21 protein-coding genes and 2 pseudogenes are annotated in these 26,557 nt (G+C 39.8%); 11 read left to right on the top strand and 12 right to left on the bottom strand.

What is annotated here, in order from left to right; translation table 11 throughout:
* Positions 1-405: 405 nt before the first annotated feature.
* A complete protein-coding gene (locus H140_RS0105330; protein WP_019672629.1) occupies positions 406-1,734 on the top strand; it encodes an MFS transporter in 1,329 nt (442 codons plus the stop codon).
* 358 nt (positions 1,735-2,092) lie between these two features.
* Here the strand turns inward: H140_RS0105330 and H140_RS16370 are convergent, their stop codons facing one another.
* Both H140_RS16370 and H140_RS15110 read right to left on the bottom strand, forming a co-directional pair.
* Positions 2,093-2,332, bottom strand: a complete 240-nt coding sequence (locus H140_RS16370) for a hypothetical protein (RefSeq protein WP_051086861.1) — start codon at positions 2,330-2,332, stop codon at positions 2,093-2,095.
* Positions 2,326-2,772: a MobA/MobL family protein gene (locus tag H140_RS15110; protein WP_051086862.1), complete on the bottom strand. Its 447-nt coding sequence runs from the start codon at positions 2,770-2,772 to the stop codon at positions 2,326-2,328. The genes H140_RS16370 and H140_RS15110 overlap by 7 nt, the downstream gene beginning before the upstream one ends.
* Before the next feature lie 255 nt (positions 2,773-3,027).
* On the opposite strand from H140_RS15110, the gene H140_RS0105340 reads away from it, so the two are divergent.
* A complete protein-coding gene (locus tag H140_RS0105340) occupies positions 3,028-3,297 on the top strand; it encodes a hypothetical protein (protein ID WP_019672630.1) in 270 nt (89 codons plus the stop codon).
* Here the strand turns inward: H140_RS0105340 and H140_RS0105345 are convergent.
* The 4 genes and pseudogenes from H140_RS0105345 to H140_RS0105360 all read right to left on the bottom strand — a co-directional run bounded on the left by H140_RS0105345 (position 3,286) and on the right by H140_RS0105360 (position 5,208).
* Positions 3,286-3,822 carry a hypothetical protein gene (locus tag H140_RS0105345; RefSeq protein WP_019672631.1) on the bottom strand — a complete coding sequence of 179 codons (537 nt, stop codon included), beginning with the start codon at positions 3,820-3,822 and terminating at the stop codon, positions 3,286-3,288. The two genes, H140_RS0105340 and H140_RS0105345, sit on opposite strands and share 12 nt — an antisense overlap.
* Before the next feature lie 158 nt (positions 3,823-3,980).
* Positions 3,981-4,217, bottom strand: a pseudogene (locus H140_RS15815) (transposase); the annotation flags it as partial.
* Between the two features lie 63 nt (positions 4,218-4,280).
* A complete protein-coding gene (locus tag H140_RS0105355; RefSeq protein ID WP_019672633.1) occupies positions 4,281-4,676 on the bottom strand; it encodes a hypothetical protein in 396 nt (131 codons plus the stop codon).
* Positions 4,677-4,686: 10 nt separating this feature from the next.
* Positions 4,687-5,208, bottom strand: a complete 522-nt coding sequence (locus H140_RS0105360; protein WP_019672634.1) for a hypothetical protein — start codon at positions 5,206-5,208, stop codon at positions 4,687-4,689.
* A 216-nt stretch (positions 5,209-5,424) separates the two neighbouring features.
* On the opposite strand from H140_RS0105360, the gene H140_RS16115 reads away from it, so the two are divergent.
* Positions 5,425-5,730: a hypothetical protein gene (locus H140_RS16115; RefSeq protein ID WP_201546663.1), complete on the top strand. Its 306-nt coding sequence runs from the start codon at positions 5,425-5,427 to the stop codon at positions 5,728-5,730.
* A gap of 15 nt (positions 5,731-5,745) precedes the next feature.
* Here the strand turns inward: H140_RS16115 and H140_RS0105370 are convergent, their stop codons facing one another.
* The 3 genes from H140_RS0105370 to H140_RS0105380 all read right to left on the bottom strand — a co-directional run bounded on the left by H140_RS0105370 (position 5,746) and on the right by H140_RS0105380 (position 8,004).
* Positions 5,746-6,282, bottom strand: a complete 537-nt coding sequence (locus tag H140_RS0105370; protein WP_019672636.1) for a hypothetical protein — start codon at positions 6,280-6,282, stop codon at positions 5,746-5,748.
* Positions 6,283-6,309: 27 nt separating this feature from the next.
* A complete protein-coding gene (locus tag H140_RS15115) occupies positions 6,310-7,443 on the bottom strand; it encodes a PAAR-like domain-containing protein (protein ID WP_019672637.1) in 1,134 nt (377 codons plus the stop codon).
* 372 nt (positions 7,444-7,815) lie between these two features.
* Positions 7,816-8,004 carry a hypothetical protein gene (locus H140_RS0105380; RefSeq protein WP_019672638.1) on the bottom strand — a complete coding sequence of 63 codons (189 nt, stop codon included), beginning with the start codon at positions 8,002-8,004 and terminating at the stop codon, positions 7,816-7,818.
* A 559-nt stretch (positions 8,005-8,563) separates the two neighbouring features.
* Here H140_RS0105380 and H140_RS0105385 point away from each other — a divergent pair.
* From H140_RS0105385 to H140_RS0105405, 5 genes are all read left to right on the top strand, one after another.
* Positions 8,564-10,672, top strand: a complete 2,109-nt coding sequence (locus tag H140_RS0105385; RefSeq protein ID WP_019672639.1) for a DUF389 domain-containing protein — start codon at positions 8,564-8,566, stop codon at positions 10,670-10,672.
* A 437-nt stretch (positions 10,673-11,109) separates the two neighbouring features.
* A complete protein-coding gene (gene alaS, locus H140_RS0105390) occupies positions 11,110-13,809 on the top strand; it encodes an alanine--tRNA ligase (protein ID WP_019672640.1) in 2,700 nt (899 codons plus the stop codon).
* Between the two features lie 450 nt (positions 13,810-14,259).
* A complete protein-coding gene (locus H140_RS0105395; protein ID WP_019672641.1) occupies positions 14,260-15,543 on the top strand; it encodes an aspartate kinase in 1,284 nt (427 codons plus the stop codon).
* A gap of 645 nt (positions 15,544-16,188) precedes the next feature.
* Positions 16,189-16,434, top strand: a complete 246-nt coding sequence (csrA, locus tag H140_RS0105400) for a carbon storage regulator CsrA (RefSeq protein ID WP_019672642.1) — start codon at positions 16,189-16,191, stop codon at positions 16,432-16,434.
* Between the two features lie 111 nt (positions 16,435-16,545).
* On the top strand, positions 16,546-16,920 hold the full coding sequence (locus H140_RS0105405) for a HopJ type III effector protein (protein ID WP_019672643.1): 375 nt from the start codon (positions 16,546-16,548) through the stop codon (positions 16,918-16,920).
* Positions 16,921-17,500: 580 nt separating this feature from the next.
* On the opposite strand, the gene H140_RS0105410 is transcribed toward H140_RS0105405, so the two are convergent.
* Both H140_RS0105410 and H140_RS0105415 read right to left on the bottom strand, forming a co-directional pair.
* A complete protein-coding gene (locus H140_RS0105410; RefSeq protein ID WP_019672644.1) occupies positions 17,501-17,812 on the bottom strand; it encodes a YeaC family protein in 312 nt (103 codons plus the stop codon).
* A gap of 59 nt (positions 17,813-17,871) precedes the next feature.
* Complete coding sequence (locus H140_RS0105415; RefSeq protein WP_019672645.1) at positions 17,872-18,891, bottom strand: NAD(+) kinase; 1,020 nt, start codon at positions 18,889-18,891, stop codon at positions 17,872-17,874.
* Between the two features lie 361 nt (positions 18,892-19,252).
* On the opposite strand from H140_RS0105415, the gene H140_RS0105420 reads away from it, so the two are divergent.
* Both H140_RS0105420 and H140_RS16485 read left to right on the top strand, forming a co-directional pair.
* A complete protein-coding gene (locus H140_RS0105420) occupies positions 19,253-19,975 on the top strand; it encodes a Bax inhibitor-1/YccA family protein (protein WP_019672646.1) in 723 nt (240 codons plus the stop codon).
* Positions 19,976-20,571: 596 nt separating this feature from the next.
* Positions 20,572-20,643 (top strand): annotated as a pseudogene (locus H140_RS16485) (transposase); the annotation flags it as partial.
* 24 nt (positions 20,644-20,667) lie between these two features.
* On the opposite strand, the gene H140_RS0105425 reads toward H140_RS16485, so the two are convergent.
* A complete protein-coding gene (locus H140_RS0105425) occupies positions 20,668-23,613 on the bottom strand; it encodes a heavy metal translocating P-type ATPase (protein WP_019672647.1) in 2,946 nt (981 codons plus the stop codon).
* 219 nt (positions 23,614-23,832) lie between these two features.
* Here H140_RS0105425 and mrcB point away from each other — a divergent pair, with 219 nt between their 5' ends.
* Positions 23,833-26,430, top strand: coding sequence for a penicillin-binding protein 1B (gene mrcB / locus H140_RS0105430; RefSeq protein ID WP_019672648.1), 2,598 nt, complete (start codon positions 23,833-23,835; stop codon positions 26,428-26,430).
* Positions 26,431-26,557: the final 127 nt, after the last annotated feature.

Below are 26,557 nucleotides of genomic sequence, written 5' to 3' on the forward strand. Positions count from 1 at the left end.
TGATAACGTTATTAGGCTTTTTTATCAGCAGTTATTTTGTCAGTGGTCTTTATATTTACCAACTATCAATTATCAAACTTTCTTTGTGAAACTTTCTTTATCAAACTTAATCGATTATATTTGTCAATGATAGCCACTTGTATTCTCTTTTATTTTAACTTATGAGCATCATTATAAAACAAGCTAGGAGCTATATAATTATAAAACAAGCTAGGAGCTATATAACCTAATTAAATGCTGTATAACCCTATCAAATAAACCTCACTCTCTACTCTGGCCATAGGCTGTGGCTTTAGCCCACATTGGATTCTAATAGTTAGGAGTGGGGATAAACAATAAATAGTAAATAGTAAATAACAAATAGCATCAATAAAAATATAGATATAAACAATAGGAAGCCACCTTATGGCATCACAATTTACCCTTTTTCGCAGTCGCCGTTTTACACCGATGTTTTTTACCCAGTTTTTAGGAGCGTTTAATGACAACTTCTTTAAACAGGCCTTACTATTGGTGTTAACTTATAGCGCCGCCGCTAAGCTTGGCTGGTCTATCAGTTTACTTAACAACTTAGCTGCCATGTTGTTTATCCTCCCTTTTTTCTTATTTTCTGCTTTGGCTGGACAGCTCGCGGACAAATACGAAAAATCGCGTCTTACTTGGTATATCAAGGTATTGGAGGTAATAATCATGATATTTGCCGCTATCGGGCTTATTTTCGAGCTATATTGGTTATTGTTTTTGGCGTTATTTCTACTTGGCGCTCAATCTACCTTTTTTGGTCCTATTAAGTACGCCTATTTACCACAAGCCATGCGTCAAGATGAGCTGGTCGGTGCTAATGGCTTGTTCCAAACAGGCACTTCGTTATCTATTTTAATAGGTATGATAGCCGCTGGCTTATTTACCCAACTTGAAAACAATCTATATTGGGTGAGTGCTATGGCACTGCTGATAGCCTTGTTTGGCTTACTGGCAACCAAATTTATCCCAAAAATGCCTGCGGTTCAACCCGAACTAAAAATCAACTGGAATATCTTTAGTACCAGCCGAGATACGGTGAAATACTTATATTCATTACCCTTATTATTTTTTATTGTCATCGGCAATAGTTGGTTTTGGTTTTATGGTGCCACTTTTATTACCCAAACGCCAGAATTTAGTAAAGAAATTCTAAAAGGCAATGAGTCTGTGGTGATTTTTTTGCTAACTTTATTTTCTATTGGCGTGGCAACTGGCTCGTTGCTATGTAAAAGCTTAACAAAAAACAAAGTAAGTTTTAAATTACTACCTTTTGGCATTGCAGGTCTGAGTATCTTTGCCATTGACTTGTATTTTTCATTATCAGTATTTGACATCAGTAGCGACACTTTGTTAGGTGTGGCACAGCTGACCGCTATTGAAGATAGTTGGCGGGTGTTTGCAGATTTGTTCTTATTAGGTTTCAGTGGTGGTATTTATATCGTGCCACTGTATGCCTCGATGCAAGCTTATTCACCTATTAGCCATCGTGCACGGGTGATTGGTGCCAATAATATTTTTAATGCCATTTTTATGGTGGCCTCAGCTATTTTTGCCATCTTAATCTTAGCTGTTTTGGACTTGTCTTTGCCACAGTTATTTTTGGTCACAGGTAGCATCAACTTATTATTCGGTATTCTGCTTTTTACCAAGTTAAAAAAGTATGCTGGTACAATGCAGATTGAAGATGATAGCTTTGCTAGATCTAGATAGCCGATAATCCCAATTTAATGCTAATAACCCAATTTATGCTAATAAATAGTATTTAAGGAATGGAATGAAGAATGCTAAGTAAACCTCACTCTCAACTCTTAACAGGGCTTTTGCTTTAGCCCAACATTTGTCATAAAAATTTATTCTTTGGCTAGACTAAAATCACCAGCCTATTTGGGATTGTAATAAGTTGAGAGTGGGGTTAAGTAATTAAGTTAGTATAGCGGTTGAATAGGTATAGTGATTGAATTGATGTGAAAATCAAAAGCGCTAAAAAATTAACGGTCAATTGGCAGTTAGTAAGTTCTTCTGCGTACTTTCTACGCTCTAGCTTTGTTGCAACTGACCCCATTTTGAACTATGGCTCAATATCAACTCCTTGGCTTTTGTAACTGCTGCTATCAATTAGATCTAAGCCATGCCCTGCTAGTTTTTCATTTGCGCCTGACTCCCACAATTGGCACACCTGTTTAACTTCATGGCTCATACGCTCAAGTCCAAGCTCACGTCTTTTTTTATCTGACAGTTCTGCTGTGCTTTTGTCTGTTAGTATTATTTCGTTATTCTCGTTTAGCTCGACTTGGCGTGTTGTTAGCATGATGTGCGCATGAAAATTACGAGGATCTGCCCCTCATTTATTTCTTTGTCGGCCGGTTTATGAATAGCACAATCTTTAATAACTCCGTATCTGTCAGCTAGCTCTTGGCTGAACTTATGAGCTAGTTCTTTTCGCTCTTTTTCTGATAGTTCATATGGCAAGTTAACTAACCATTCACGAGCGACCGTTGCGTCTTTTCGGTTTTCTGCTTGCTCAGCTTTGTTCCAAAGCTCGCTCCTATTGATACTGATCTTTTTATCTTTTAAAGATGAGGGCAAAATAATATCAGCACTCATAACACCGTAGCGTTTTGAGTAATTATGAACTTTTCCGTATCGCTTATCTTCTAATTTTTCACCAGCACGATATGAAGCAGACGCAACCTCTGATTGCCCTTTACCTCTACTTATTGATTTTGAGCTGGCGATGAAAATGGCCATTTTGTACAAACTCCAATTTTTGCTTTACCCCAAACGACTTTTTGTTTGGGGAGGGGGTTGAGGGGGCTTGTCCCTCACGAGGTTTTGATTTGAAATTATGAGTAACGTAGTGGATTATAGTTTTAAGTCGAAAACTCGCACTTAGTCAGTGGGACGCAGCCATCCGCCAATTAACTATATCATAAACTGTTGTTAGGTACTGGCGAAGTTGCTATAGTTGCAAGAACTATAGTTTTGGTAATTTAAGGAAGGGTTATGAGCTTACTTGGTGGTAATGATTTAAAGGAACAGCAGAAGATTAATGATCTTGAGCTTAAAATAAATAAAGAAAAACAGAAGCTAGATAAGAAGATAACACGGCAAAAAATTCTACTGGGTGCTTTCATGGTTGAGCTTCTAGAGACTGGTAAGGTTGTCGGATTAACTCAATATACAGCCGACAATCTAGACATATTCTTAACTAGGCAGGGAGATAAGGATCTAATGAGTGAGCTTATTAATAGTTTGAAAGAGTCATGTCTCTAGCCCATAACATGGAGACAGATAGTCGAGCTCAATCATGATAAAAGTTGATATGTCTTTTGTATGTTCATACTTTCCTTGTAAATTTTCCACCCATATTAACGCGATGGCATTATCCTTACACAAAATAATGGTCTTATCATTAACCTCTTGATTGGGTGTAAATGGTAAACCTGGATCTTGTAAGCTCTTAAACTGCTGTAAACTAATAGGTATCCACTCTTGACGTTCCATCTGTTGACCTAAACGTATAAGCTTATCTTCTGAATATTCAGAACTAGTATAGTAACTAAAAAAACTACTACTCCTAGATGAAATAATAAAATCTGAGTCTTTATAACCCATAAACTCTGCAATATCTTTAGAAGTTTGTTCTAGCCAAGGCGTTTTACTTTTAAGCTCTGTTTCTATATCATCAGGTCTTGGTGACGGTGAATTGCTTAAAGTTAGCATAAAACCAATAATTAAAATAACAATCGTAATGTTTATGAGCAGCGTTTTAAGGTTTAAATCGCCTAAAATTTTCATTTTATCGTTGCCTTTTTTTTGTATTGACTACCACTCTATTTCAAACCCTTTATCATCATTGTAAATATATTCTTTTTTGTTACTGTCGTATTTAATATTGTGTTTTGATAAGTCTAATCTTTCCATATTAGTCGAGCCACTTGCAACACCAAAAACATTACTTCAATCTCACCTGTGTCACTGCGTACTGTCTTTTTGGTGTGACCGTTACGTTTGTTTGGCTTATCCGCCTTCTCATGCTTGGGGTAGCCAAGATGTTCTTCCATCTCGGCTTCTAATGCAGTGTTAATAAATGACTGCATGAGCTCTTTTTGAAATGCTTTGATGTCTTCAAAGCTTCCAACGTGTTTGGCCATTTGTTCGGCTAGTTTCTTTAGTTCTGTTTGTTTTGTCATTGCTTATTCTCCTTTACTATGGATTATAAGCAGTTACACAAAGTTTGGGAAATTCTCTAGTTTCTATTTCTCATCAGAATCGACATAAATAATTTCGCTATATAATGGCTCTAACGGCTCAGAAATCTCCCAACCCATATACTGTTCAAAATCCTTAGCCATTGAGTGAATAATTCCCCATTCTTTGCTGTAAATGAAATTATTGTCATACCAATTATCTGTCAAATCTTCTCTCTGCATAAGAGTATATAAATAAGTATTTAGAGACTTAATTTTTATGAGCTGATCAGAGGATATAATAGATTTAATGTTAGATAGGTCTTCATCTACTACCCCTTCATACTGTTGTATTAACTCTAAAGGGATAGGATCTTCTACTGGAAGTAGAGTGTGTAAAAGTTTAGGTTCTAAGGCAAAAGCATTTATGATCCACTTTAGTTGTGTCAAATAGTAATTCATTTTTGCTATCCTATTTATAAATAATGGTGGCTTTCTCGCCAGGAGTTGGTTTATAAGTAGCTTTATCTACAACCTTCACAATACCTCTATCAGAGGTTGATATTTTATAGTATGCCCCACCGTGTCTAGTACTAGAAGGGCTTACTTGAATTTGTGTTATCTGCTTATGCCCTTGGATTTTAATAATTTGCGATTGATTACCTGAAACTTTACTTCCTTTTTCAACAACTGTATATCCAGCATCTCTAAATTCTTTTGCTATCGTATTTGCTGGTCTGTTCCAAATGGTTTTTGGGTTTTCTAAAATACGTGTTGCTGGAACTCTGAAAAGAGAGAATTTAGGAATCGCTCTGATTACCCCTTGAGTAGCTAAACTTCCAACTTTTCCAACAGGATAGCCCATAGTCAATATATCAAAAGCTATCATATCCCTTTCAGCAATCTTTTTAAGTCCTTCATAATATGCTTTTTCATCGCCCTTTACATCGATCCAAAGAGCATCTGCTTCTGCTTGGTAAATTAATTCGGACATCCCCCAAATCGTCGTGATTTAGAAGATGCACTTAAACGGCGGTTATTGCTTGAGTCTCAAAGAGGGGTAGTCACCAATCGTCAATCGCTTTTGACCACGTTAAGGCGCTGGGGACTTAACGTCAATCGGAGTAATAGCGAAACCAGTGTGTCAGTGAAACACGATAACTTAAAGGACAAAAATGGTAGGGTTATGAGTGTGAGGCTTACGGGAGGTATGTTTGCTAAAAACTATAGGGGGATTGAGTTTAAACCATATATCCAACAGATTAATAGTAATACCTACTACAATGAGCCTAATAAGATTCATCGCAGCCAACTAGATAAGATGAATTTAGATGAAGGGGTTAAAATTAAGGCCCAATATCATCAGGACCGATATAAGGAAGCTACTTTGCCTGAACCTTTGGAGATACAAAAAGTGAAGGTAGCTAATAGTGTTGAGGAAGCACCAGATCCTCAAGGAACAGTGAGTTTGGGAAATTCTCTAAGTCAGAAATTAGGTACTAGTCTAGGGCGTTAGAAAATGATCGTCTCGTTAAGTCTCTAGCCCATAACAAGGAGACAGATAGTCATATTTTATAAAAATAGAGGTCGCTACATTTTCTGTGTGTTTATACTTGCCTAGTAGGTTTTCTACCCATATTAATACAGTAGCATTGCCTTTGCATAAAATGATGGTCTTCTCATTGACCTCTTGACTGGTAGTAAAAGAGACACTTTGATTTTGTAAGTCATAAAACTGCTGTAAGCTAATAGGCTCCCATCCTTGGCTTTTTAAATGGTGACCCAAACTTATTAGTTTGTCTTCTGAATATTCAGGACTGGTATAATAACTAACAAACTTATGACTCCTAGATGAAACAAAAACATTTGCATCTTCATAATCCATAAACTCAGCAACATCTTTAGAAGTTTGCTCTAACCAAGGCATTTTTTGCTCAAGCTCTGTTTCTATCCCATCAGGTCTTGGTGTCGGTGAATTACTAATAGTAAACATAAAACCAATAATTAAAATGACAATCATACTGTTTATTAGCAGCGTTTTGAGGGTTAAACCTTCCAAAGTTTTCATTTTATCGTTGCCTTTTTTTTGTATTGACTACCACTCTATTTCAAACCCTTTATCATCATTGTAAATATATTCTTTTTTGTTACTGTCGTATTTAATATTTTGTTTTGATAAGTCTAATTCTTCCATATTAGTCGAGCCACTTGCAACACCGAAAACATTACTTTTAGAACCACCTATCGTTCGACCTGCGTCAAAAGATGTCATACTCACCTGACCATCGTCAGTTTGAGAGTAGGTTATTGCTCCACCACCAAAAGCTACATTAGTATAGCTACCTTTTCCTCCCAAACCCATATCCATAGCATCAGCGTCTGACATGTTTTTTGGAGCATCTATTATCCATCCTATACCATATACTCCACCGCCCGATAGTTTAGAATCGCTTTTTATACCTGCATTCGCTGTTACAGGTACATACACTTTTCCATTATGAACATTTATTGAAATTGTCCCAAATGTCTCAATACCACCGATATTCACGCCACCTTCTACATATGCGAAATCAGCGTTATAGTCCTCTGCCATACTTCTAGCCGCTGTTAGCATACCAGCGTTAAAATCACCCTTGAAAAATTTCGCATAGTTCTTTGAATTCCTAAGAAACTTATCTCTTATTTCCTTCAAATTCTTTGCTGTTTCAGAAGGTATGTCTAAGAACTTCTGCCACAATTCGGCAGCACTTGGCCCTCCAGTATCCGCCCAAAGCCCACCATCTGCTAAAGCTTGCTCAGTTGACTGGTCAGCCCATTGCGCCATAATTTGCTCAGCCTGAGCGGCATCTACCGTGACATACATTCCTTTGACATTGCCGTTGTTCATCGTGCAAGCATCACCTTCTCTAACCAGCGCCTTGCCTTCGATAAAAATGGTGCTTGATCCTGATATAGGTTTGACCTCACCGCCTATCGTCCCTGATTTTACACCGCCCCCTATACCTGCGGCATCGCCGAAACATTTGGGCTGAGTGGTTTGATCAAGTAAATAGGCAGGCTGACCGTTGAAAAAAGTATGTTCGGCTGTCGCCTCTGCATTATCGATAAACGAGTACAAGGTATAACCAGCAACGGCATCTTTTTTATGTGAAGTATAATTGAATGAGGGTCCAGTACTAATTGCCATGAGTACCGTATCTTTAGAACCTGCTGATGGTATCTTAGTCATTATTTATATTCCCTCATAGAACTAAGCTCTGTTTTTAAACTGGTTTAAGCGTTGCTATTACGCTGTGTAAGCCCAACTTTTGTATAATAATACGGTGTCTGCTTCGTAGACGCAATTACGGTTATGGTATCTAATCAGCATTCAACCAGATTTATAGCGGTATACCCCAAGGGAACCAAATAAAAAGCCCCTTAGACCTATTAATAGACTACCTAGAACAGACCGCTATAAGAAAACCGCTTATAACAGACTGTTCAATAACCACCCTGCTTAATAGATACAGGTTAAAAAACTAAAAAAGAGATCTAAAAGGATCTGTATAAAGCAGACCCTTTTTATGTCAGTTATTTTCTATTTACTGGTTAATTTTTACTAATTAATTTTGCCAATCTTTTTGGTCAGAACAAAAGAGATAGGAATTGCCACTAATGCACCAACCACAGCAGTTGCAATTATGTGTGGAATATCATCAAATCCTATTACCAAAGCTGCAATCATAAGCACACCAATTAATACAGTTGCTGCCATTCCCCAAATCATACTCAGTAATTGCCAGTTCATGCTTAATTCCTCACTATAAAGATTTAAAAAATTTAAGTAAAAACTAAAAATGATTAATAGACCTTAAATATGTTAACTAATCAATCAAATTGACTTATCAACATCAGGGGCTGTTGATCAGACTCTGAATGAATTCGTTAAACAGTTTTTATCTTATCCATTATATCTTTTATACATTATACTTCGGGGCTGTATAGAGTTGGTATATTATATTAGTACTGCTGATAACCAAAACTTCTCAGACTGTCAGTGACATTTATCATTGCTCATTATCAATGCTATACAGATCCTAGTCTATTTTGCATTAATTATAATATAGTTATACACTAATTCCCTAATAACTTTAAGGATTTTTACAATTAATTTCATTACACGCCGTATCGTATATTGTTGCAGACGCTTTTGTTGCAAAATGTTATACTAAAAAATTACTTTTTATACTGCTTTATATTGGCCTATCTTTCCATTAGCAAGGTCAATTTGCACAGTTAATTATTCTGTATCATTAGGGACTCGCCCTAGCATTAACCGTTACAAACTGTAAATCCTAGGTCTTACCATGGCAAAACACTTGTTTATTCCCGTACCTTATTTTCAGTTTAGCCCAGATGCTGCCACTTCTGATTTAGCTACCTTTGTTTACAAGACAGTTCCGAATGAAAAAATTCATTGGCACTGTCCCTTTATCATCATCGATGCCGCTTTAATTGATAAACCTATTGCAGATGTCGCTATTGCAGTCGCCAATGATAGTCTTAAACAAACGGCAAGCTCTGAGCTAAATGACAGCTCTGATTTTGACCCATCAGAGTCACCTGTCCCAGAGTCAGCAGACCTACAATCTAAGTCTGTTGAATCCAAACTGAATGCTAAAGTCGAAGATCCAGTGGATACAGATGTAGAGCAAGCCAGCCCTAAATGCACTGAATATAGCACGCATCAGGTAGCCAAAGAGAAGCAACGCCTTGATTATTTAGCACAACAAGAAGCATTGCCCTATCCAGATACTGATATCCATCCAGACGATAACACTGAGGCTCAGGCTCAGGCTCAGGCTCAGGCTCAGGCTGACTCTAAGACAAGTTTTGGACTTGAGCAAGAGTCTGAAACTAAAACCAAAGCTGAGTGCAACAACACAAACGAACCAGACCTAGCCCCTGATGTTAATGGAGGTGATGGTGACAGCCTTGAGTCAACAGTAATACCAAATCTAAAAATTAAGATATCGAGTAAAAGGCGTGCAAAGGCTACAAGTAGTAGGTTTAGCGAGTTTGATAAAGATAGGTTATTTCTCAGAAAAGGTATAAAAACCCCGAATTCAAAAAGTAGTACTAATAACTCAAATGACTTACTGGGCACCAATATAGACTCAGAGTCAGAGTCGGAGTCAGAGTCGGATACTCAACTACAAATAACAACAAAGATAGAGTCTAACAGTCCTGCTGACGATATCGCAGACAAAAAACAGACGCAACGCACTGAATATAGTGAAAATGAAGACAGTGACGACAATGAGGAAAATGGCGAAGATGATGAAGATGACGAGCTAAGTGAAGAAGAAAAGCTCAAACAGGAAAAAGAAGCTAAACTTGAATCTTATAAACAATTTGTCGCCACCCAAAAAAGTAAAATAGATATAGACTATCAAGGCATTCGTGTTGACATCGAAGCCAATGCCCTACCTAGCCGTATGTATTTTATTATGAATGCGCTCTCCGCTATTATCGCCAGCTATGGACTGGTAATAAACTCTGCTGCGGTAGTGATCGGCGCTATGTTAGTTGCTATGATGCTAGGACCTATTAGTGGTGTAGCACTGGCAATTATTGACTACCGCATTCCTTTTTTGCGCAAGTCATTAATGACGGTATTAGCAGGTGGCGCTATGGTGGTATTCATTGGTTTTATTGTCGGCTTTACCCATCAAGACACAACGCTTAGCCATGAAATCTTATCGCGCACTCAGCCCACCTCGATGGATTTGATGATTGCTTTAGCTGGTGGTACTGCTGGGGCGTATGCCATGATTTCACCGCATTTGTCTGTTGCTGTGGTTGGAGTCGCTGTTGCCACCGCTTTAGTGCCCCCTTTAGCAGCTAGTGGTATCTTATTCGCTCATGGCGAAGGAGCGCTGGGATTGGGCGCTTTGTTACTCGCCATCACCAACATCATTGCCATCCAGTTTACCAACGCTTTAGTCTTATGGTTTACTGGATTTCGCCGATTAATGGAAGATGACTACAAAACCAGCCCAGTCATTGCCTTTTTTAGGCGCAACGCTGTGCCTTTATTACTTCTGACCGTCATTGGTGGCTATTTAAGCTACAACTTACACAGTATTACCAAAAAACAAACGTTTGAAAATGAAGTAGCTGAACAAATTAAGCAGTACTTTGCTGACAAAGGCAACACCCTAAGCACCACTCAGTTTGTCACTCGTAGCGACCATCAAACAGTACGCGCTGTTATACAAGGGGAAACCCAGCCATCCGCTACTGATGTTCAATATTTAGAGCAACAGGTTAATAACCAAATAAACCAACATTACCCAAACTACCTACCAGTGCGGGTACAACTGCGTTATTTGCCAGTGGTTGTGATTGAGTCTAGTCCCAATAATACTGATGAGATTAGCCAAACTGATGCCACTTTGTTATCTGTTGAGTAAGATGTATTAAGTTATAGGGTGTGTTGACTTATCTTATAGAGTGTTCCTCACTCTCAACTTATTATCATTTGCTGTATGCTGGTGCTTTTAGCCCAGTAAAAGAATAAATTTTTATGACAAATTTTGGGCTAAAGCCACAGCCTTGTTAAGAGTTGATATTGAGGTAGAGTATATTGGTTTTTAGAGAGTATTGACTTAGATGCACCCAAAATGAACACTATTTATTTTTTAAAACCCAACCATTTTGACGAAGACAACACCAGAAACTCATGTTTTTGGTATAAATATGCTAAACTTTGTCGCTAGCATTTTATATTGCAGTAACCTTTTATCCAGACCAGATTATAATTTATCCAGACCAGATTATAATTTTTTAGTTTTTAGCTTACAGCCATTGTTAAGGAGTTCATGTGACTCAATCTGCGCCTATCTCTTCTATGTCTTCTAACTCAGTGCCATCTAGCTCTGATAAGCTTTTAAGTACTGCTCAAATACGTCAAGCATTTATCGACTTTTTTGTCAGCAAACAGCACACCCATGTGCCGTCATCAAGCTTGGTGCCATTTAATGACCCTACCCTACTTTTTACCAATGCAGGCATGAACCAGTTTAAAGACTGCTTTTTGGGTATTGATAAGCGTGACTATACCCGTGCAGTTACTTCACAAAAATGTGTGCGTGCAGGTGGTAAACACAATGACTTAGACAATGTTGGCTATACCGCACGACACCATACTTTTTTTGAAATGCTCGGTAACTTCTCTTTTGGCGATTACTTTAAACAAGCGGCCATTAGCTATGCTTGGGAATTCTTAACTTCAAAGCAATGGTTGGCATTAGATGCAGAACGTCTATATGTCACTGTCTATGAAACTGATAATGATGCCTATAATATTTGGCACAATGACATTGGCTTGCCTGCTGATCGAATCATCCGTATCGGTGACAATAAGGGCGCTCCATATGCATCTGATAACTTCTGGGCAATGGGAGATACTGGCCCTTGTGGCCCTTGTACGGAAGTTTTCTTTGATCATGGCGAGCACGTTGAAGGCGGCCTTCCTGGCACTCCAGAAGAAGACGGTGACCGTTATATTGAAGTTTGGAACTGTGTCTTTATGCAGTTCAACCGTCTCGCTGATGGTACCATGGAACCATTGCCAGCACCGAGTGTCGATACTGGTATGGGACTTGAGCGTATTAGCGCTATTTTACAAGGCGTGCATAGTAACTATGAAATTGACTTATTCGTTAACCTCATAAATAGCGCTGCCAAATTGCTTGGTATTGCAAACGAAGGACAGGCCTCATTAAAGGTCATCGCTGATCACATTCGAGCAGTGAGCTTCTTAATTGCTGATGGCGTGCTTCCTAGTAATGAAGGTCGTGGCTATGTACTTCGCCGTATTATTCGCCGTGCTGTGCGTCATGGCAACAAACTAGGCGCAGAAGATAGTTTCTTTTATAAAATGGTTGCGCCTTTAGTGACAGAGATGGGAGAAGCTTATCCGCAACTGGTTGAAAAGCAAGCTTTTATCGAGTCTGCTATTGAAAAAGAGGAAGTACAGTTTGCTAAGACCTTAGCCCAAGGCTTACGCTTATTAGACAGTGAGCTTGAGGGGTTAAAATCGGGGGATGTCCTCTCTGGCGAAGCCGCCTTTAAACTCTATGATACTTACGGCTTTCCAGTGGATCTAACCGCTGACATTACCCGTGAGCGTGGCATTAGCATTGATGAAGCTGGCTTTGATGAGCACATGGAGCAACAGCGTCAACGTGCTCGTGACTCAGGCAAGTTTGATGTCGATTACTCAGCAGCTATTAAAGTCGAAACTGCTACCGAATTTGTCGGCTATGAGCAGCTAGAGGATGATCAAGTGACCATTATAGGGCTGTACCAAGACGGTAAAGAAGTGGACGAGCTTAATGAAGGCGAACAAGGGGTTATCGTCTTAAATCGTACACCATTTTATGCCGAAGGTGGTGGTCAAGTCGGTGAAATGGGTGAGATTCGTAGCGCCTCTGGTGTGTTTGAAGTAGAAGATACTAAAAAATCTGGACAAGCCATCATCCATCATGGGGTGGTCAATATGGGCAGTCTAACCACCCAGCAACCAGCAGAAGCCCAAGTTAAGTCAAATATCCGCTTGGCATCAGCACGTAACCACTCAGCTACCCACTTATTACATGCCGCCTTACGTAAAGTACTCGGTGAGAAAGTATCACAAAAAGGGTCTTTGGTGACCAGTGAGGTTTTACGCTTTGACTTCTCTTACGACACCCCAGTCAGCGCGCGCGATTTATTGACCATTGAGCGCTTGGTTAATGAGCAAATTCAAGCCAACATCGCCACTCAAATTGAGTTTATGAACATTGATGAGGCGATGGCCAAAGGCGCCGCTGCTCTATTCGGTGAAAAATATGGTGAAACAGTACGTGTGTTAACTATGGGTACTCGTGAAATTGAGGATGGTGTTGAAAAGCCCTTCTCTATTGAGCTTTGTGGTGGTCTGCACGTCAAACGCACAGGTGATATTGGCTTATTCAAAATCACCTCTGAGTCAGGTATTGCTGCCGGTATCCGCCGTATTGAGGCCTTGACAGGTATGGGTGCACTTCGTTATGTGCAACAGGCGGATAGCCAGCTCACGACCCTAGCCAATCAGCTAAAAGCCAAACGCCCAGAAGTAGCTGAGCGTGTCCAAAGCATGGCGGACAAGCAGCGTGAATTAGAAAAAGAAATTGAGCGCCTAAATCAAAAAATTGCCAGCGCTCAAGCTGCTTCTTTGATCGATGACGTACAACTTATTGCAGATAAAAAAGTATTGATTGCCCAAGTCGCTGGTATTGATGGTAAGGCAATACGTGGCCTAATGGATGATATGAAGTCCAAGCTACAAGATACAATTATTGTATTAATCGGGGAAAAGGGTGAACAACTTGCACTGGCAGCTTCAGTTAGCAAGTCATTAACTGGTGACATTAAAGCTGGCGATATCATTCGCTACCTAGCCACTGAACTTGGTGGTAAAGGTGGTGGCAAGCCTGATTACGCCCAAGGTGGCGCGCCAAATAGTGACAAGCTAGCGACAGTTGTTGCCCAGTTGCCCAGTTGGCTTGAATCACTGTTGGCTTGAATCACTGTTGATTTAAGCGCTATTTTTTATGCACTTTTTTTGATTGCTGTTGATTTAAGTGCTGTTTGCCTAAATCAGCAGCTATCGCAATAAGTTTAGTCGTTAATAACTATTTACCATCATTAATTTTACTGACATACTTTTATTTTACTGACATACTTTAATATTTTACTGCTAATGAGCACTTATGTTATAAAGTAAGTTTTATAATTAACGACAGATATGACTTTAATAGATAATAAACTCCTTGCAAATACCTTTTTACATTTTGTTATTTTATTTACTTTTTGTTTTTTTATTTTTTAATTTATTTGTGACAAATACCAATTTACATAAAAGATTACCGTTTTTTATTATTATTTTGATGGGTACTCGATAGACAGATGAGTATTCGATAGATAATAGTAGAGATAATGGTGAAAACCAAACTTTTCAGATAAAGGGTTTCACATGGCATTGATTGTACAAAAATATGGCGGTACGTCGATGGGCAGTATCGATCGTATCAAAAATGTTGCAAAGCGGGTTAAACGCTGGCATGACCATGGGCATCAGGTCATCGTTGTCGTATCAGCCATGAGCGGAGAAACAAACCGTTTAATTGACTTAGCTAAACAAATCAGCAGCACACCAGATCCACGTGAATATGACCAAATGGTCTCAACTGGTGAGCAAGTATCGATCTCATTATTGTCAATGGCGCTAAAAGAGCTAGGCGTTGGTGCACGCTCATTTACTGGTGGTCAAGTGGCGATTAAGACCGACAGTAACCACAATAAGGCACGTATCGAAGCCATTGATGATCAAAATATTAAAACTCAGCTTGATACTGGCAATGTAGTGGTGGTTGCAGGCTTCCAAGGTATTGATAACAAAGGCAATATTACTACCTTGGGGCGTGGTGGTTCTGATACAACAGGTGTGGCTTTGGCGGCTGCATTAAATGCCGATGAATGCCAAATTTATACCGATGTCGATGGCGTCTATACCACAGACCCACGCGTGACTGCAAAAGCACGCAAACTCGACAAAATTACTTTTGAAGAAATGCTAGAGATGGCAAGTCTTGGTTCAAAGGTATTGCAAATTCGTGCCGTTGAATTTGCAGGCAAATACCAAGTACCGTTAAGAGTGTTATCAAGCTTTGATGAAGGCCTTGATGGCAGCTTTGATGAAGAATTCCGCCAAACCGTTGGCACACTTATTACAGTAGACGAAGGAGACGACATGGAACAGCCGGTCATTTCAGGCATCGCATTTAACAGAGACGAAGCAAAAATAGTAGTACGTGGTGTTCCTGATCACCCTGGAGTTGCCTCATCAATTTTGACACCGATTAGTAATGCCAATGTTGAAATTGATATGATCTTACAAAACCTATCAGACCAAGGCTTGACCGATTTTAGTTTTACTGTCAACCGTCCAGACTTTGATAAAGCCATCAGTATTCTTGAGGAGGTCAAGCTAGACATCAATGCCAAAGAAATTCATGGCAATACTGATGTGGTCAAAGTCTCTTTGGTCGGTGTCGGTATGCGCTCACATGCTGGTGTTGCTAGCAAAATGTTTCAGGTGTTAGCTGAAAATAATATCAATATCCAAATGATCTCTACCAGTGAAATTAAAATTTCGGTATTAATCAAAGAACAGCATTTAGAAAAAGCAGTCAAATCATTGCACACCGCCTTTGGTCTAGACAGAACTGATGGCGAAAGCAAAGTTGCTGGCTTATAATCCTTTATTTAGATCTTATTAGGGTCTGTTGAACCGTCGTCTTCGTAGGAAAGATTTAGCCTATTTTTTGTATTAAAACTAGGTGCGGAAAAATAAAATTTTCCTTCAAATTTAGACTACTTTTAAATCTAAACTGCTATTGAGTACCTGTGGCGAATGTTCAATAAACCCAAGACCACAAAGACTTAAACGTTAAATTCAACAAACGCTCACTACCATAGTTAGTGGGCATTTGTTTGTTAATTTTGTTAAGAATATTGAATATTAATGACACAGTGGCGTTTAAACCTTATAATACTCTGTTCAATTGTGGCCTATACTGATGTGTTTTTAAGTGCGCACTCTACTAGTAACCTTAAAACAGGTTGGCATGTTAAACAAGTTGGCATGTTAAACAGGTTGGCAGGTAAGTAGTAACCGCAAATCACTTAGGGCAAAGACATCACATACTAGTGTTAATACCTATATTTATTTGACTAACGTTACACTTTGCTAAAACAAATAAGCGTAACTCATTTTAATTTGGCATGACACTATATAAAAAGGTCGCCTCTTTTACAGGGCAAACTTAATGGGCAACGTTATGAATATCTTATTTTTTGGCCTTAGCCATTTTTCTTTTTTGCGACATAAGGAGTGTGACGCATGCTAATTTTAACCCGCCGTGTTGGCGAAACTTTAATGATTGGTGATGAAGTCAGCGTAACCGTACTGGGCGTTAAAGGCAATCAAGTACGTATTGGGGTAAATGCACCAAAAGACATTGCTGTTCACCGTGAAGAAATTTATCAACGCATTCAACATGAACGTGCAATGCAGTCACAAATGCAACACTTAGAGCAAGGCAACTTCCCTGCTTCATTTGATGATGATGACTTTTTTAATAGATAGATTGCTGTGGCAGGGTAACACCTGCCAATAGCGTCATTGCCACTACAAATAAAGGCAAACACAAGCAACTATCCTATTAATTTTAATATTACATTTGATAATGAGGGCATTATGAGTATCCGAGATTCTGACGTGTCTGCACTATTAAACGGGCTAGACAAAAAAGCCATCAGCTTTAGTGATGTGATTAATTTCATTGATGATTTTTACCGTTATACACCGGTCAAATTTGTCAATGGTGAGGAGGTCAACCCGCCTGGTGTTAATGAAGGCAGTGCCAAAGTATTTGGTTTTGCTAAACTCCATAAGCTTAATCAACTAGATACCTTAGCATTATTTGGTGAGCATTATCACTCAGTATTAGCAACGCCAAATGGCACAGATCATGCCAATATCCGTAACTTTTTGCATTGGGGCTGGAAAGCGTTTTTAATGGAAAAAAATCCATTAACTCCACGCCCAAGTGTTGATGTAAAAAACATCTAATCACTTAAGCCTGACTATTTAAATCGAACGAGTTAAGTCTAGACTGTTAGCTCTAACTAATAAGCAGTTAGCTCTAATAAGCAGTTAGTTTTAATAAGCAGTTAGTTTTAATAAGCAGTTAGTTTTAATAAGCAGTTAGTTTTAATAGGCAGTTAGTTTTAATAGGCAGTTAGTTTTAATAGGCAGTTAGTTTTAATAGGCAGTTAGTTTTAATAGGCAGTTATTTTTAATAGGCAGTTATTTTTAATAGGCAGTTAGTTTTAAATAGTTAAATTCGTGCAAATAAAAAAGACCAATCTAAGATTGGTCTTTTTTTTACGTCTTATGCTTTTAAGCTAAGCCAAACATACGCTGATAATAATACCAAATCTAAAAATTAAGCTATCGAGGAAAACGAGTGCAAACGCTACAAGTAGTAGGTTTAGCGAGTTTGACAAAGATAGGTTATTTTTCAGAAAAGGTATAATATAGTTGAAGTCAGGTAAATGAATTACAAGGCAACCGAGTGCAAATACTACTGAAGTAGGCTAAACGAGGTTAACGCTGTAACTCTTTAATGTGGCTGTGACTATAACTGACTTTAATGCTCACGGAACTTAACTGGCTGAATATCACCGCTTGGATTAGGCAAGTTTGGATAATGCTTATCATGCTCAACCTCACACTCTGAACCAACCACAGTGCCGTCTTTTTTTACTGGCTTATGAATATAACCGATACGTTCTTCAGGTGGCAGATTTTCATGTTCCCAAATCATCACTGCTTGCATACAAGTTTCACGTTGCTCATCGGATAAACGGCGACCATCTGGCCATTTACCAATTTCAATCGCTACCCGAAATGACTCAACCAACTCTGGCGTCATTGCCGCCAATACATCCTCTTTATTCATACAACACCTCAGTTAACAATAAAATAAACAACTATTTAATCTTTATCATCCCTATCCAGTTAATCCTCATCATCGCTATCCAGACCAAACTCTTCAGCATGCACATTCCAATTAAGTTTAGTTCGACAAGCTTTGTAAAAGTCAAATCCAGGTGGGTGCAATAAAGTTAATTTATCTGGATGCTTATTGATATACAAACGTTGCCCCTGCTCGATAGCAATACTTGGCTTACCATCGGCACTAACCATAGGCTGCGTTCTATTATCTCGATGGATATGTATCATAATCTCACTTTGATCACTAACCACAATTGGACGACTAGACAAGGTGTGTGGATGCATAGGCACCAAACATATAGCATCCAAACTTGGATGAATAATAGGTCCACCTCCAGATAGGGCGTAAGCGGTAGAGCCTGTCGGTGTTGCAACAATCAAACCATCACTATGCTGACGATATACATCAAGTCCATCAATGGTCAACTGAAAATCAATCATATGCACCGACTTACCAGCGTGCAGCACCACATCATTTAATGCCATATCCTGATGCACAATTTTGCGACCCTCACGCACTTCCATTGCTAATAAAAAGCGTAAATCTAATTGATAATCCCCCATCAATACTTGTCGTAGTTTGACGCCTACCTCATCAGGGTTAACATCTGTTAAAAAACCTAAACGTCCGCGGTTCACCCCCAATACTGGGACTCGATAGCGTGCCAATGCTTGGGCAGCGTGCAAAATAGAGCCATCACCGCCAACCACTATCACTAAGTCACATATCTCACCCAATAAGCTTCGCTTTACTATCTGTAACTGATTGAGCTTGGCTAGATCTAATTCAGGTAAACTAGCGGTTTCAGAGTCGATATATAAGTTCAGTCCCATCTCATTAATTCTGCGACCAATCTCGTGGATTGTAGTAATCACTCCACGCCTGCGTGCACGACCCATGACTCCAATACGGCGAAAAGCTGGGTTTTTGATTGAATGAAAATGAGGTGAATTAGATAGATCAGGCAACTTAACAGACTGCGCAGAGCTTTCCATAGGCTTAAGCTTCAATAAATGAGTCATTAACGGTTCAATTAAACAATAAATTTAGAAAATAAAATTAACAAAAAAGCTATCAATACAGCCGTAAGCGTATCACATTCTATGCATAACTGCATTAGCCTAATTATAATATACGTTATTTGATATACCTCACCACTTTTGCATAGTTCAAGTAAAGGGTTCTAAAAACAATAGGTGCCGCCACAGACAAAAGAATAAAAAAATGCTTTACTACATCTACTTAACTAAGTTATGATTATCGATAATTGTGCTTATCATCTATCGATAAAATACGTCTTAAACTAATTATATAGACCTCAAGTTATTACATAGACCTCAAGTTATAAATACATCGTTATAAATACATCAAGGAATATTTATCATGGCAAATCCTATTGTCAGTCGTGCCGAATTTACCCTTGGCGGTAAAGCAATGACCGTCCAAGGCGTGGTACATAAAACCAGCTTTTTACTTGGCTTAAGTGCGCTAGCTGCCATCGGCTTTTTCTTCTATATTGTTAGTGGTGGTATGAGCTTTGGTATGGCACAGATGATCACCTTTGGCAGTATGTTTGCAGCCTTTGGTTTGGGTCTTTTTATCACCTTTAAACCTCAAAAAGCAAAAGCACTGGCTGCCCCATATGCTATTTTAGAAGGTATATTCTTAGGTGGCGTTTCTCTTATGTTTGCTGCCATTGATCCCACTATTCCGGTTAATGCTTTAGCGGCAACTTTCGTTACTGCCGCCGTTATGCTTGGCTTATACCGCTCAGGCTTAATTAAAGTAAATGAGAAGTTTCGTTCAATTATGATGTCAGCAATTATTGCTATTATGCTTATTTATCTGGCGCAATGGGGCTTCGTTTTATTTGGCTCAAGCTTACCATTTTTGTTTCAAAGTGGTGGCTTAGTTGCTATTGGCTTTAGCTTATTTGTTGTGGTTATTGCCTCATTTAGTCTATTATTAGACTTTGATAATGTTGAGCGTGGCGTTGCTGCTGGTATATCGGAAGAATATGAATGGGTATTTGGTGTAGGTATTTTGGCAACCTTAGTTTGGATGTACTTTGAGTTTATGCGTCTATTAAGCCATTTCCAAGACTAAAGCTTTTTGCAAGTAATGACAGCCATAACCTTATTAATAAGTCATTAAAAGGTCGTTGCAAACTGCACCGACCTTTTTGCTTTCTACTTAACTTATAAACACCTTACTTAACTTATAAACATTTCTACTTTTAACCTCACACTCAACGCTTAGCGTAGGGTGTGGGTAGCAAGGCTGTGGCTTTAGCCCAGCATATTTGATTAAGGTAACGTGTTTTTGGATTTAAAGCACCAGTGATTAGTCATTTGTTTTAGATGTCAGTTTTTTACCGTATATTTTTTTATCCAGCGTTGCCGTAAAACCACCGACTTTAGGCTGTGGATATAAGGCAACAAGACTATCGCATAATTATAGTCACAGCCATATTAAAGAGTTACAGCGTTAACCTCGTTTAGCCTACCTCAGTGGCACTGCACTCGATTGCCTTGTAACTTATTTATCTGACTACAACTATACTTGCAGCCAAACAGTAATACCTTTTCTGAAAAATAACCTATCTTTGTCAAACTCGCTAAACCTACTACTTGTAGCGTTTGCACTCTTTTTCCTCGATATCTTAATTTTCAGATTTGGTATAAGTTTGACACACTAACCCTATGAAAACACTCAAGCTACGCATCAAAAACATAAACCAGCTAAACAAAATAGCTGGGAGTGTCAACTATGCGTAAGTCCTAATAAAAATAAGATAGCTAAGCCCGCTGCAATCGCAGCGCATTTACTACTACCACAAATGAGCTTAATGACATTCCAATAGCAGCAAGCCATGGTGGTACATAGCCAAACGCTGCAGGCAACAATACCAAAGAATTGTAGCTAATTGCCCAGTGTATGTTTTGCTTGATAATCTTATGTGCTTTGTCAGCCACACGCTTGGCATCATATACAGCAGAGATCGTACCATTTAAAATTACACTATCACTAGACACTTGCGCCAAATCAGCTGCGCCTGCAATGGCAGTAGATATATTAGCTGCTGCCAATACAGGGGCATCATTAATGCCATCACCAACCATCATCACCACATGGCCTTGCTGTTGTAGCTGCTTAATATGATTCACCTTATCTTTCGGTGATAGCCCAGTATACACCTGATTGATACCTAGCTGATCAGCGACTAGATGTGCGTGACTACTCGGATCTCCTGTCAAAATTAGTGGCTGTATCTGCAACGCTTGTAGCTTTGCAATCATTTGTGCTGCCCCCTCACGCACACTGTCATTGAAGTAGTACAATGCGACTGGTTCCCAGCGTTCTAAGGGTTGCGGCAAATTTGACAATTTTGTGTTATGCAGGCCATCCTCATGATACGTACTAGGATTGACACAGCGAGCCAACATCACTGCGGTACTGGCCTGCTGCTGCTTCAATGCCTGCTCTAAATCAAAATCAAGTACTTGTCCATTAAGTGCAAACTCGATATGACCCAAACGATATTTGAAGCCATCTCCTTCATCAGCTACTACCGCCTCAACACCACCTGCAGTATGATGTACTAAGCCGCTGACCTTTGGCAGATGCAACTGATATGCCGCATCTAATAGCGCTGTGGCTATTGGGTGACGGCTGCCTACCTCTAAGGCGGCAGCTATTGCTAATAAGTTATCTTTATCCGCTAAAGGTGAGTCCTTACCCTTCGTCATCGCATCTATATAGAGCAAATTGGGCTTACCATAAGTTAAAGTTCCCGTTTTATCAAAGGCTACATGGGTAATTTCTGCTAACGTCTGGATAGTGTGACCACGGGTGGTCAAAAAACCATAACTTGCCAGCCTGTTGGTTGAAACCGTCAAGGCGATCGGCGTTGCTAGTGACAAGGCACAAGGACAGGTGGCTACCAATACCGCAACTGTTGCCCATAAAGCTTGTGACGGATCTACAAAGAACCAACCGATAAACACAAATACCGACAGCACCAAAATACGTGCTACAAACCAGCGTGCCCACTTATCCGCTTGCTCAGCAACTTTTGGCTTTTCACTCATTGCCCGATTCATTAATCTATCAATCAACGCAATTTGACTATCTTCTGGCAAGGCAGTAACTATCATAATAAATGGCTGACTGTCATTTTGTGAGCCACCTATAATGTGTTCACCTCTGTGCTTGACAATAAGCAAGCTTTCGCCAGTTAATAGGCTTTGTGACACAGTCGCTGTTTCGCTACACAAGATACCATCAGCCACAACCTCACTACCCGCTTCAATCATAATGACATCGCCTATATTTAGTGATTGGGCGGTGACAATGTCGCTATTTGGTGTAAGTTTTTGGGCTTGGTCAGAGCTGCTATTCGCCAAAGCTAACTTCTGTTTTTTATCATCAATTCGTTTATGACGACGCACATTATGTATTTTATCACCGTAATGAGCTAACTGCGTCAATTGCTCAGTGCTCAAGGCCATTGGGGCGGCATCTGTCTCTAACAACTCAATATCATCTATCTGTTGTCGTCCAGCTTCATCTCTATGAACATAAGCAGCATGGACATTGGCAACGTCTTCTTTATGATCAGTCTTGTCTAGGGCTTGAATATCAGCAACGAATTGTGGTGCAAAATCAATACGCTGCACTAAGGTCGGCTCAACCACTACCAAGTCATTTGCCATATTGGCCGCCTTTAAACGCGCATTATGCTCAATATAGCGTCCTGCCAACAGGAAAAACACAAACATGCTGACCGAATCATAGTAGGTTTCTCCGCCACCGCTAATAGTAGCGTACAAGCTGGCAAAAAAAGTCACTATCAGGGCAATACTGACTGGCACATCCATATTTACCTGACGTACTTTGACCGCAGACCAAGCAGAAGTGAAAAAAGGCACTGCACAATAAAAAAATACTGGCACACTGACAAATAACGATACCCAGCGCAAAAAGTCACGTTGCTCAACCAACATACCGCTATAACTTGTGTAGTTACCAAAGTACATACCCACTGCAAACATCATGGCCTGCATTGCTCCCAAAGCAGCAATGCCTAAGCGTATCAGCATGGTTTTGTTATGACGTGCTAGCATCGCTTCATGGGTATCTTGTCGATACGGCTTCGCGTCATAACCTATTTGGTTGACAGTGGCCAGAATATCGCTAATGGGCAACTTATTTTCATCCCAAATGACCCGCATACGCTGATTCGTTAAATTCACCTGACAGGTTTCTACCCCATCTAGCTCATATAACCGAGACTCAATCAACCAGGTACAAGCTGCGCAGCGCAAGTTATTCACTGACAGCTCCGCTACCGATTTACCCTCTGACTCATAGACAAATTGTGACTTAATCTCTTCATGATCATATGCCTGCAACCGCTCTAATTGAGTCGGCAAGCTGGCTGTGCGGTTGATCTCTGATCGGTCTAAATAATATTGCTCTAACCCAGCCTCGACGATACTCTCTGCTGCCAACTGACAGCCAAGACAGCACATTAAGCGTGATTCACCTAACACATAGGCTCGAAAAGGTGGATCTGGAACGGGCTCAGCACAGTGAAAACAATGCCCTTCTGGTGGTAATACCAAGTCGGTAAGATCCTCTGGTAAATAGGAGTAACCTGACTTCGTAGCAGTTTGTTGCTGAGATGAGTTTGGTAAATTAGAAGCAGGTGAATTAGTATTATCTTTGGAATGGGTCATCATATTATTCACAATCAGTGACACAGTTAAGGGATAAAGCTCAGCCTATTGTACCAGTTATAGTAGATTCAATAATGCCATCTTAGTCTTGGCAGCCAACCGTCATTGCTCGTATGTTACACATTTATCAATACTGTGGTAGCAAAATGTGAAAAAGCAATGAAAAGTAGCTGTGTTAGCACTATATAGGCAGACAATGACGGCAATTACATTGAAAATAAAGTGGTTTTACGTCATTATAATCGAGTCTTTTTTTATGTTGGTAAAACTATCGTGCATCACAACCCATCAAATAACACACCCAAACACATAAAGCTAAAACCTGTGACCACAAATAACCTACACACAAACCATCTGCCCAGCCCACAGCAGCAACAGGGGCGGTCATTTTTTAGCTTTATTTTGCTCATTATTATTATCGTAGGCATGCTCATCTTAGCCATGTATCTGATCAAGCAAGATAGAGTCATTACCACGAAGTTTGAAGGTAAACGCTGGAATATCCCTGCCAAAGTTTACTCACAGCCCCTTGAATTATATCAAGGCGCACCGCTGACGACAAAAAACTTAGATACTTGGCTAAACCTGTTAAATTATCAATCCAGTTCCAACTATGACCGTACAGGTACGTATAATAAGTCTTCTGGGCAATACATTATTCACACCCGTGGCTTTCGTTATAGCGCTAATGATGTTGATCCAGAACAAGTCATCAAACTCAAAATTGAAAACTCAAAAATTACCAGTATCCAAAGCACTCAGCCTAATGCTACTGGCATAGTACGTATTGAACCAGCAACCATAGGTGGTATTTATCCAGATAATAATGAAGACCGTATTGTCTTGCCTATTGCAGAAATTCCACAGCCATTAATTGATGCACTGATTGCCACCGAAGATCGTAGTTTTTATCAACATAAAGGCGTATCACTAAAAGGCATCGCTCGTGCCATTTATAACAACTTGCAAGGTGGCTCAATGCAAGGCGGCTCAACCATCACCCAGCAGTTGGTAAAAAACTTCTTTTTAAATTCAGATCGTACCTTCAAACGTAAAGCCAATGAAGCTGTAATGGCGATACTACTTGAGCTACATTATGATAAAAATGAAATCCTACAAACCTATTTAAATGAAATTAACCTAGGTCAAAATGGCAATCGCTCAATTAATGGTTTTGGCTTGGCATCTCAGTTTTATTTTAACAAACCATTAAAAGAGCTTCGCATTGATCAGCAAGCTATGCTAGTAGGACTGGCCAAAGGTACCAGTTATTACAATCCTCGCCGCAATCCAGAACGGGCTTTAACCAGGCGTAACACTGTATTGGCCAATATGCTGACCACAGGAAAAATAGATCAGGCCACTTATGAAGAGGCCATCGCTCAGCCTCTTGATGTTGTCGCCAAGCCCAGTACAGGAAAAAGCTTATTTCCAGACTTTATGGATGTGGTAAAGCGTGAACTACAAGCCAATTATCATCCTGAAGATTTAAAAAACGAAGGGCTAAAAGTCTTTACTACGATGGATCCCATTGCACAACTGGCTGCTGATGCAGCGGTTGATAGACAGCTGGGCAGTTTGCGCAAACGCAGTAGTAAAACTAAGTCACTACAAGCGGCATTAGTCAGTGCCAATCCAGCCTCTGGTGAGCTGGTCGCTGTGGTCGGTAGTGGTAGTGAGTTTACAGGTTTTAACCGTGCAGTCGATGCCAAACGTCAAGTTGGCTCATTACTAAAGCCCTTTATTTACATGATGGCTATTGAAAGTGGTAAATACAACTTGGCTAGCCAAGTTAATGATAATCCTGTGACCTTAAACTTACCTGATGGCTCAAATTGGAGTCCAAAAAACTATGATGGTCGCGATCATGGCTATGTCCCCTTAATGACTGCGCTGGCAAAGTCTTATAACCAGGCAGCGGTTAATACTGGTCTTGAGTACGGGGTTACCCCTTTTATTGCCCAGATGCAGCGACTTGGGATAAATGAAAAAATCCCTACCTATCCATCTTTGTTTTTGGGGTCAATTGAGCTAACCCCTATGGATATGTTAGGTATGTATCAAGTGATGGCTGCTGGTGGCTTTCGTACGCCACTGATTAGTATCCGCTCTGTGGTTGACAATCGAGGTCACATCTTACAGCGCTCAGGATTAGATACCAAACGTAGTATCGCACCTGATGTTAACTATGTCACCAATTATGCCCTACAAGAAGTCGTCAGAAGTGGTACAGCAAGCTCATTAAAATCTTTGGGATCAAAACTAAATCTAGCAGGAAAAACCGGCACCACAAATGACTATCGAGATGCTTGGTTTGCAGGTTATAGTGGCAACTATGTCAGTGTGGTTTGGGTGGGTCGTGATGATAACAAACCTATTGGCTTGAGTGGTGGTAGTGGTGCTTTGCCTATTTGGAAAGACTATATGAACCGGCTGCACTTAACTCCAGTTGAGCTGGTACAGCCTGACAGTGTTGAGTGGCTGTGGCTAGAAAACGGTACTGGCAAGCTATCACATGAAAGCTGTGAAGGTGCCCGTTATTTGCCTGTACTTAGTAAATATTTACCAGAAGAAGCCAGCGACTGTGCATTGGCTATTTATCAGCAAGAACAAGAGCGCCAGCGTCTGCAATGGTTTAGAAATCAACATAGAGCCTTACTCGACCAAAGCCGTCAGTTAGATAATGAGGCACAAGTTGATGGCTTAGCAGCAGATGAGGATGCCTCAGCAACAGTCGATACAGACTCAACCAACCAGCCACTTGAAGATGAAGGCAACAACGCAGAAACTTGGTATAATAAAGCACTAGAGTGGTTTTAAACTGTGTGTCCATCGCATTAAGTTAGGGATAGTAGTTTGAATATCTGATATCTCTAAATATAAGCTATCTTTTATGGTTGCTAGCTAATACCAAAACTGAAAATTAAAATATCGAGGAAAACAAGTT

Source organism: Psychrobacter lutiphocae DSM 21542 (genome assembly GCF_000382145.1).
In the GTDB taxonomy this organism is placed as follows: Bacteria; Pseudomonadota; Gammaproteobacteria; order Pseudomonadales; family Moraxellaceae; genus Psychrobacter; species Psychrobacter lutiphocae.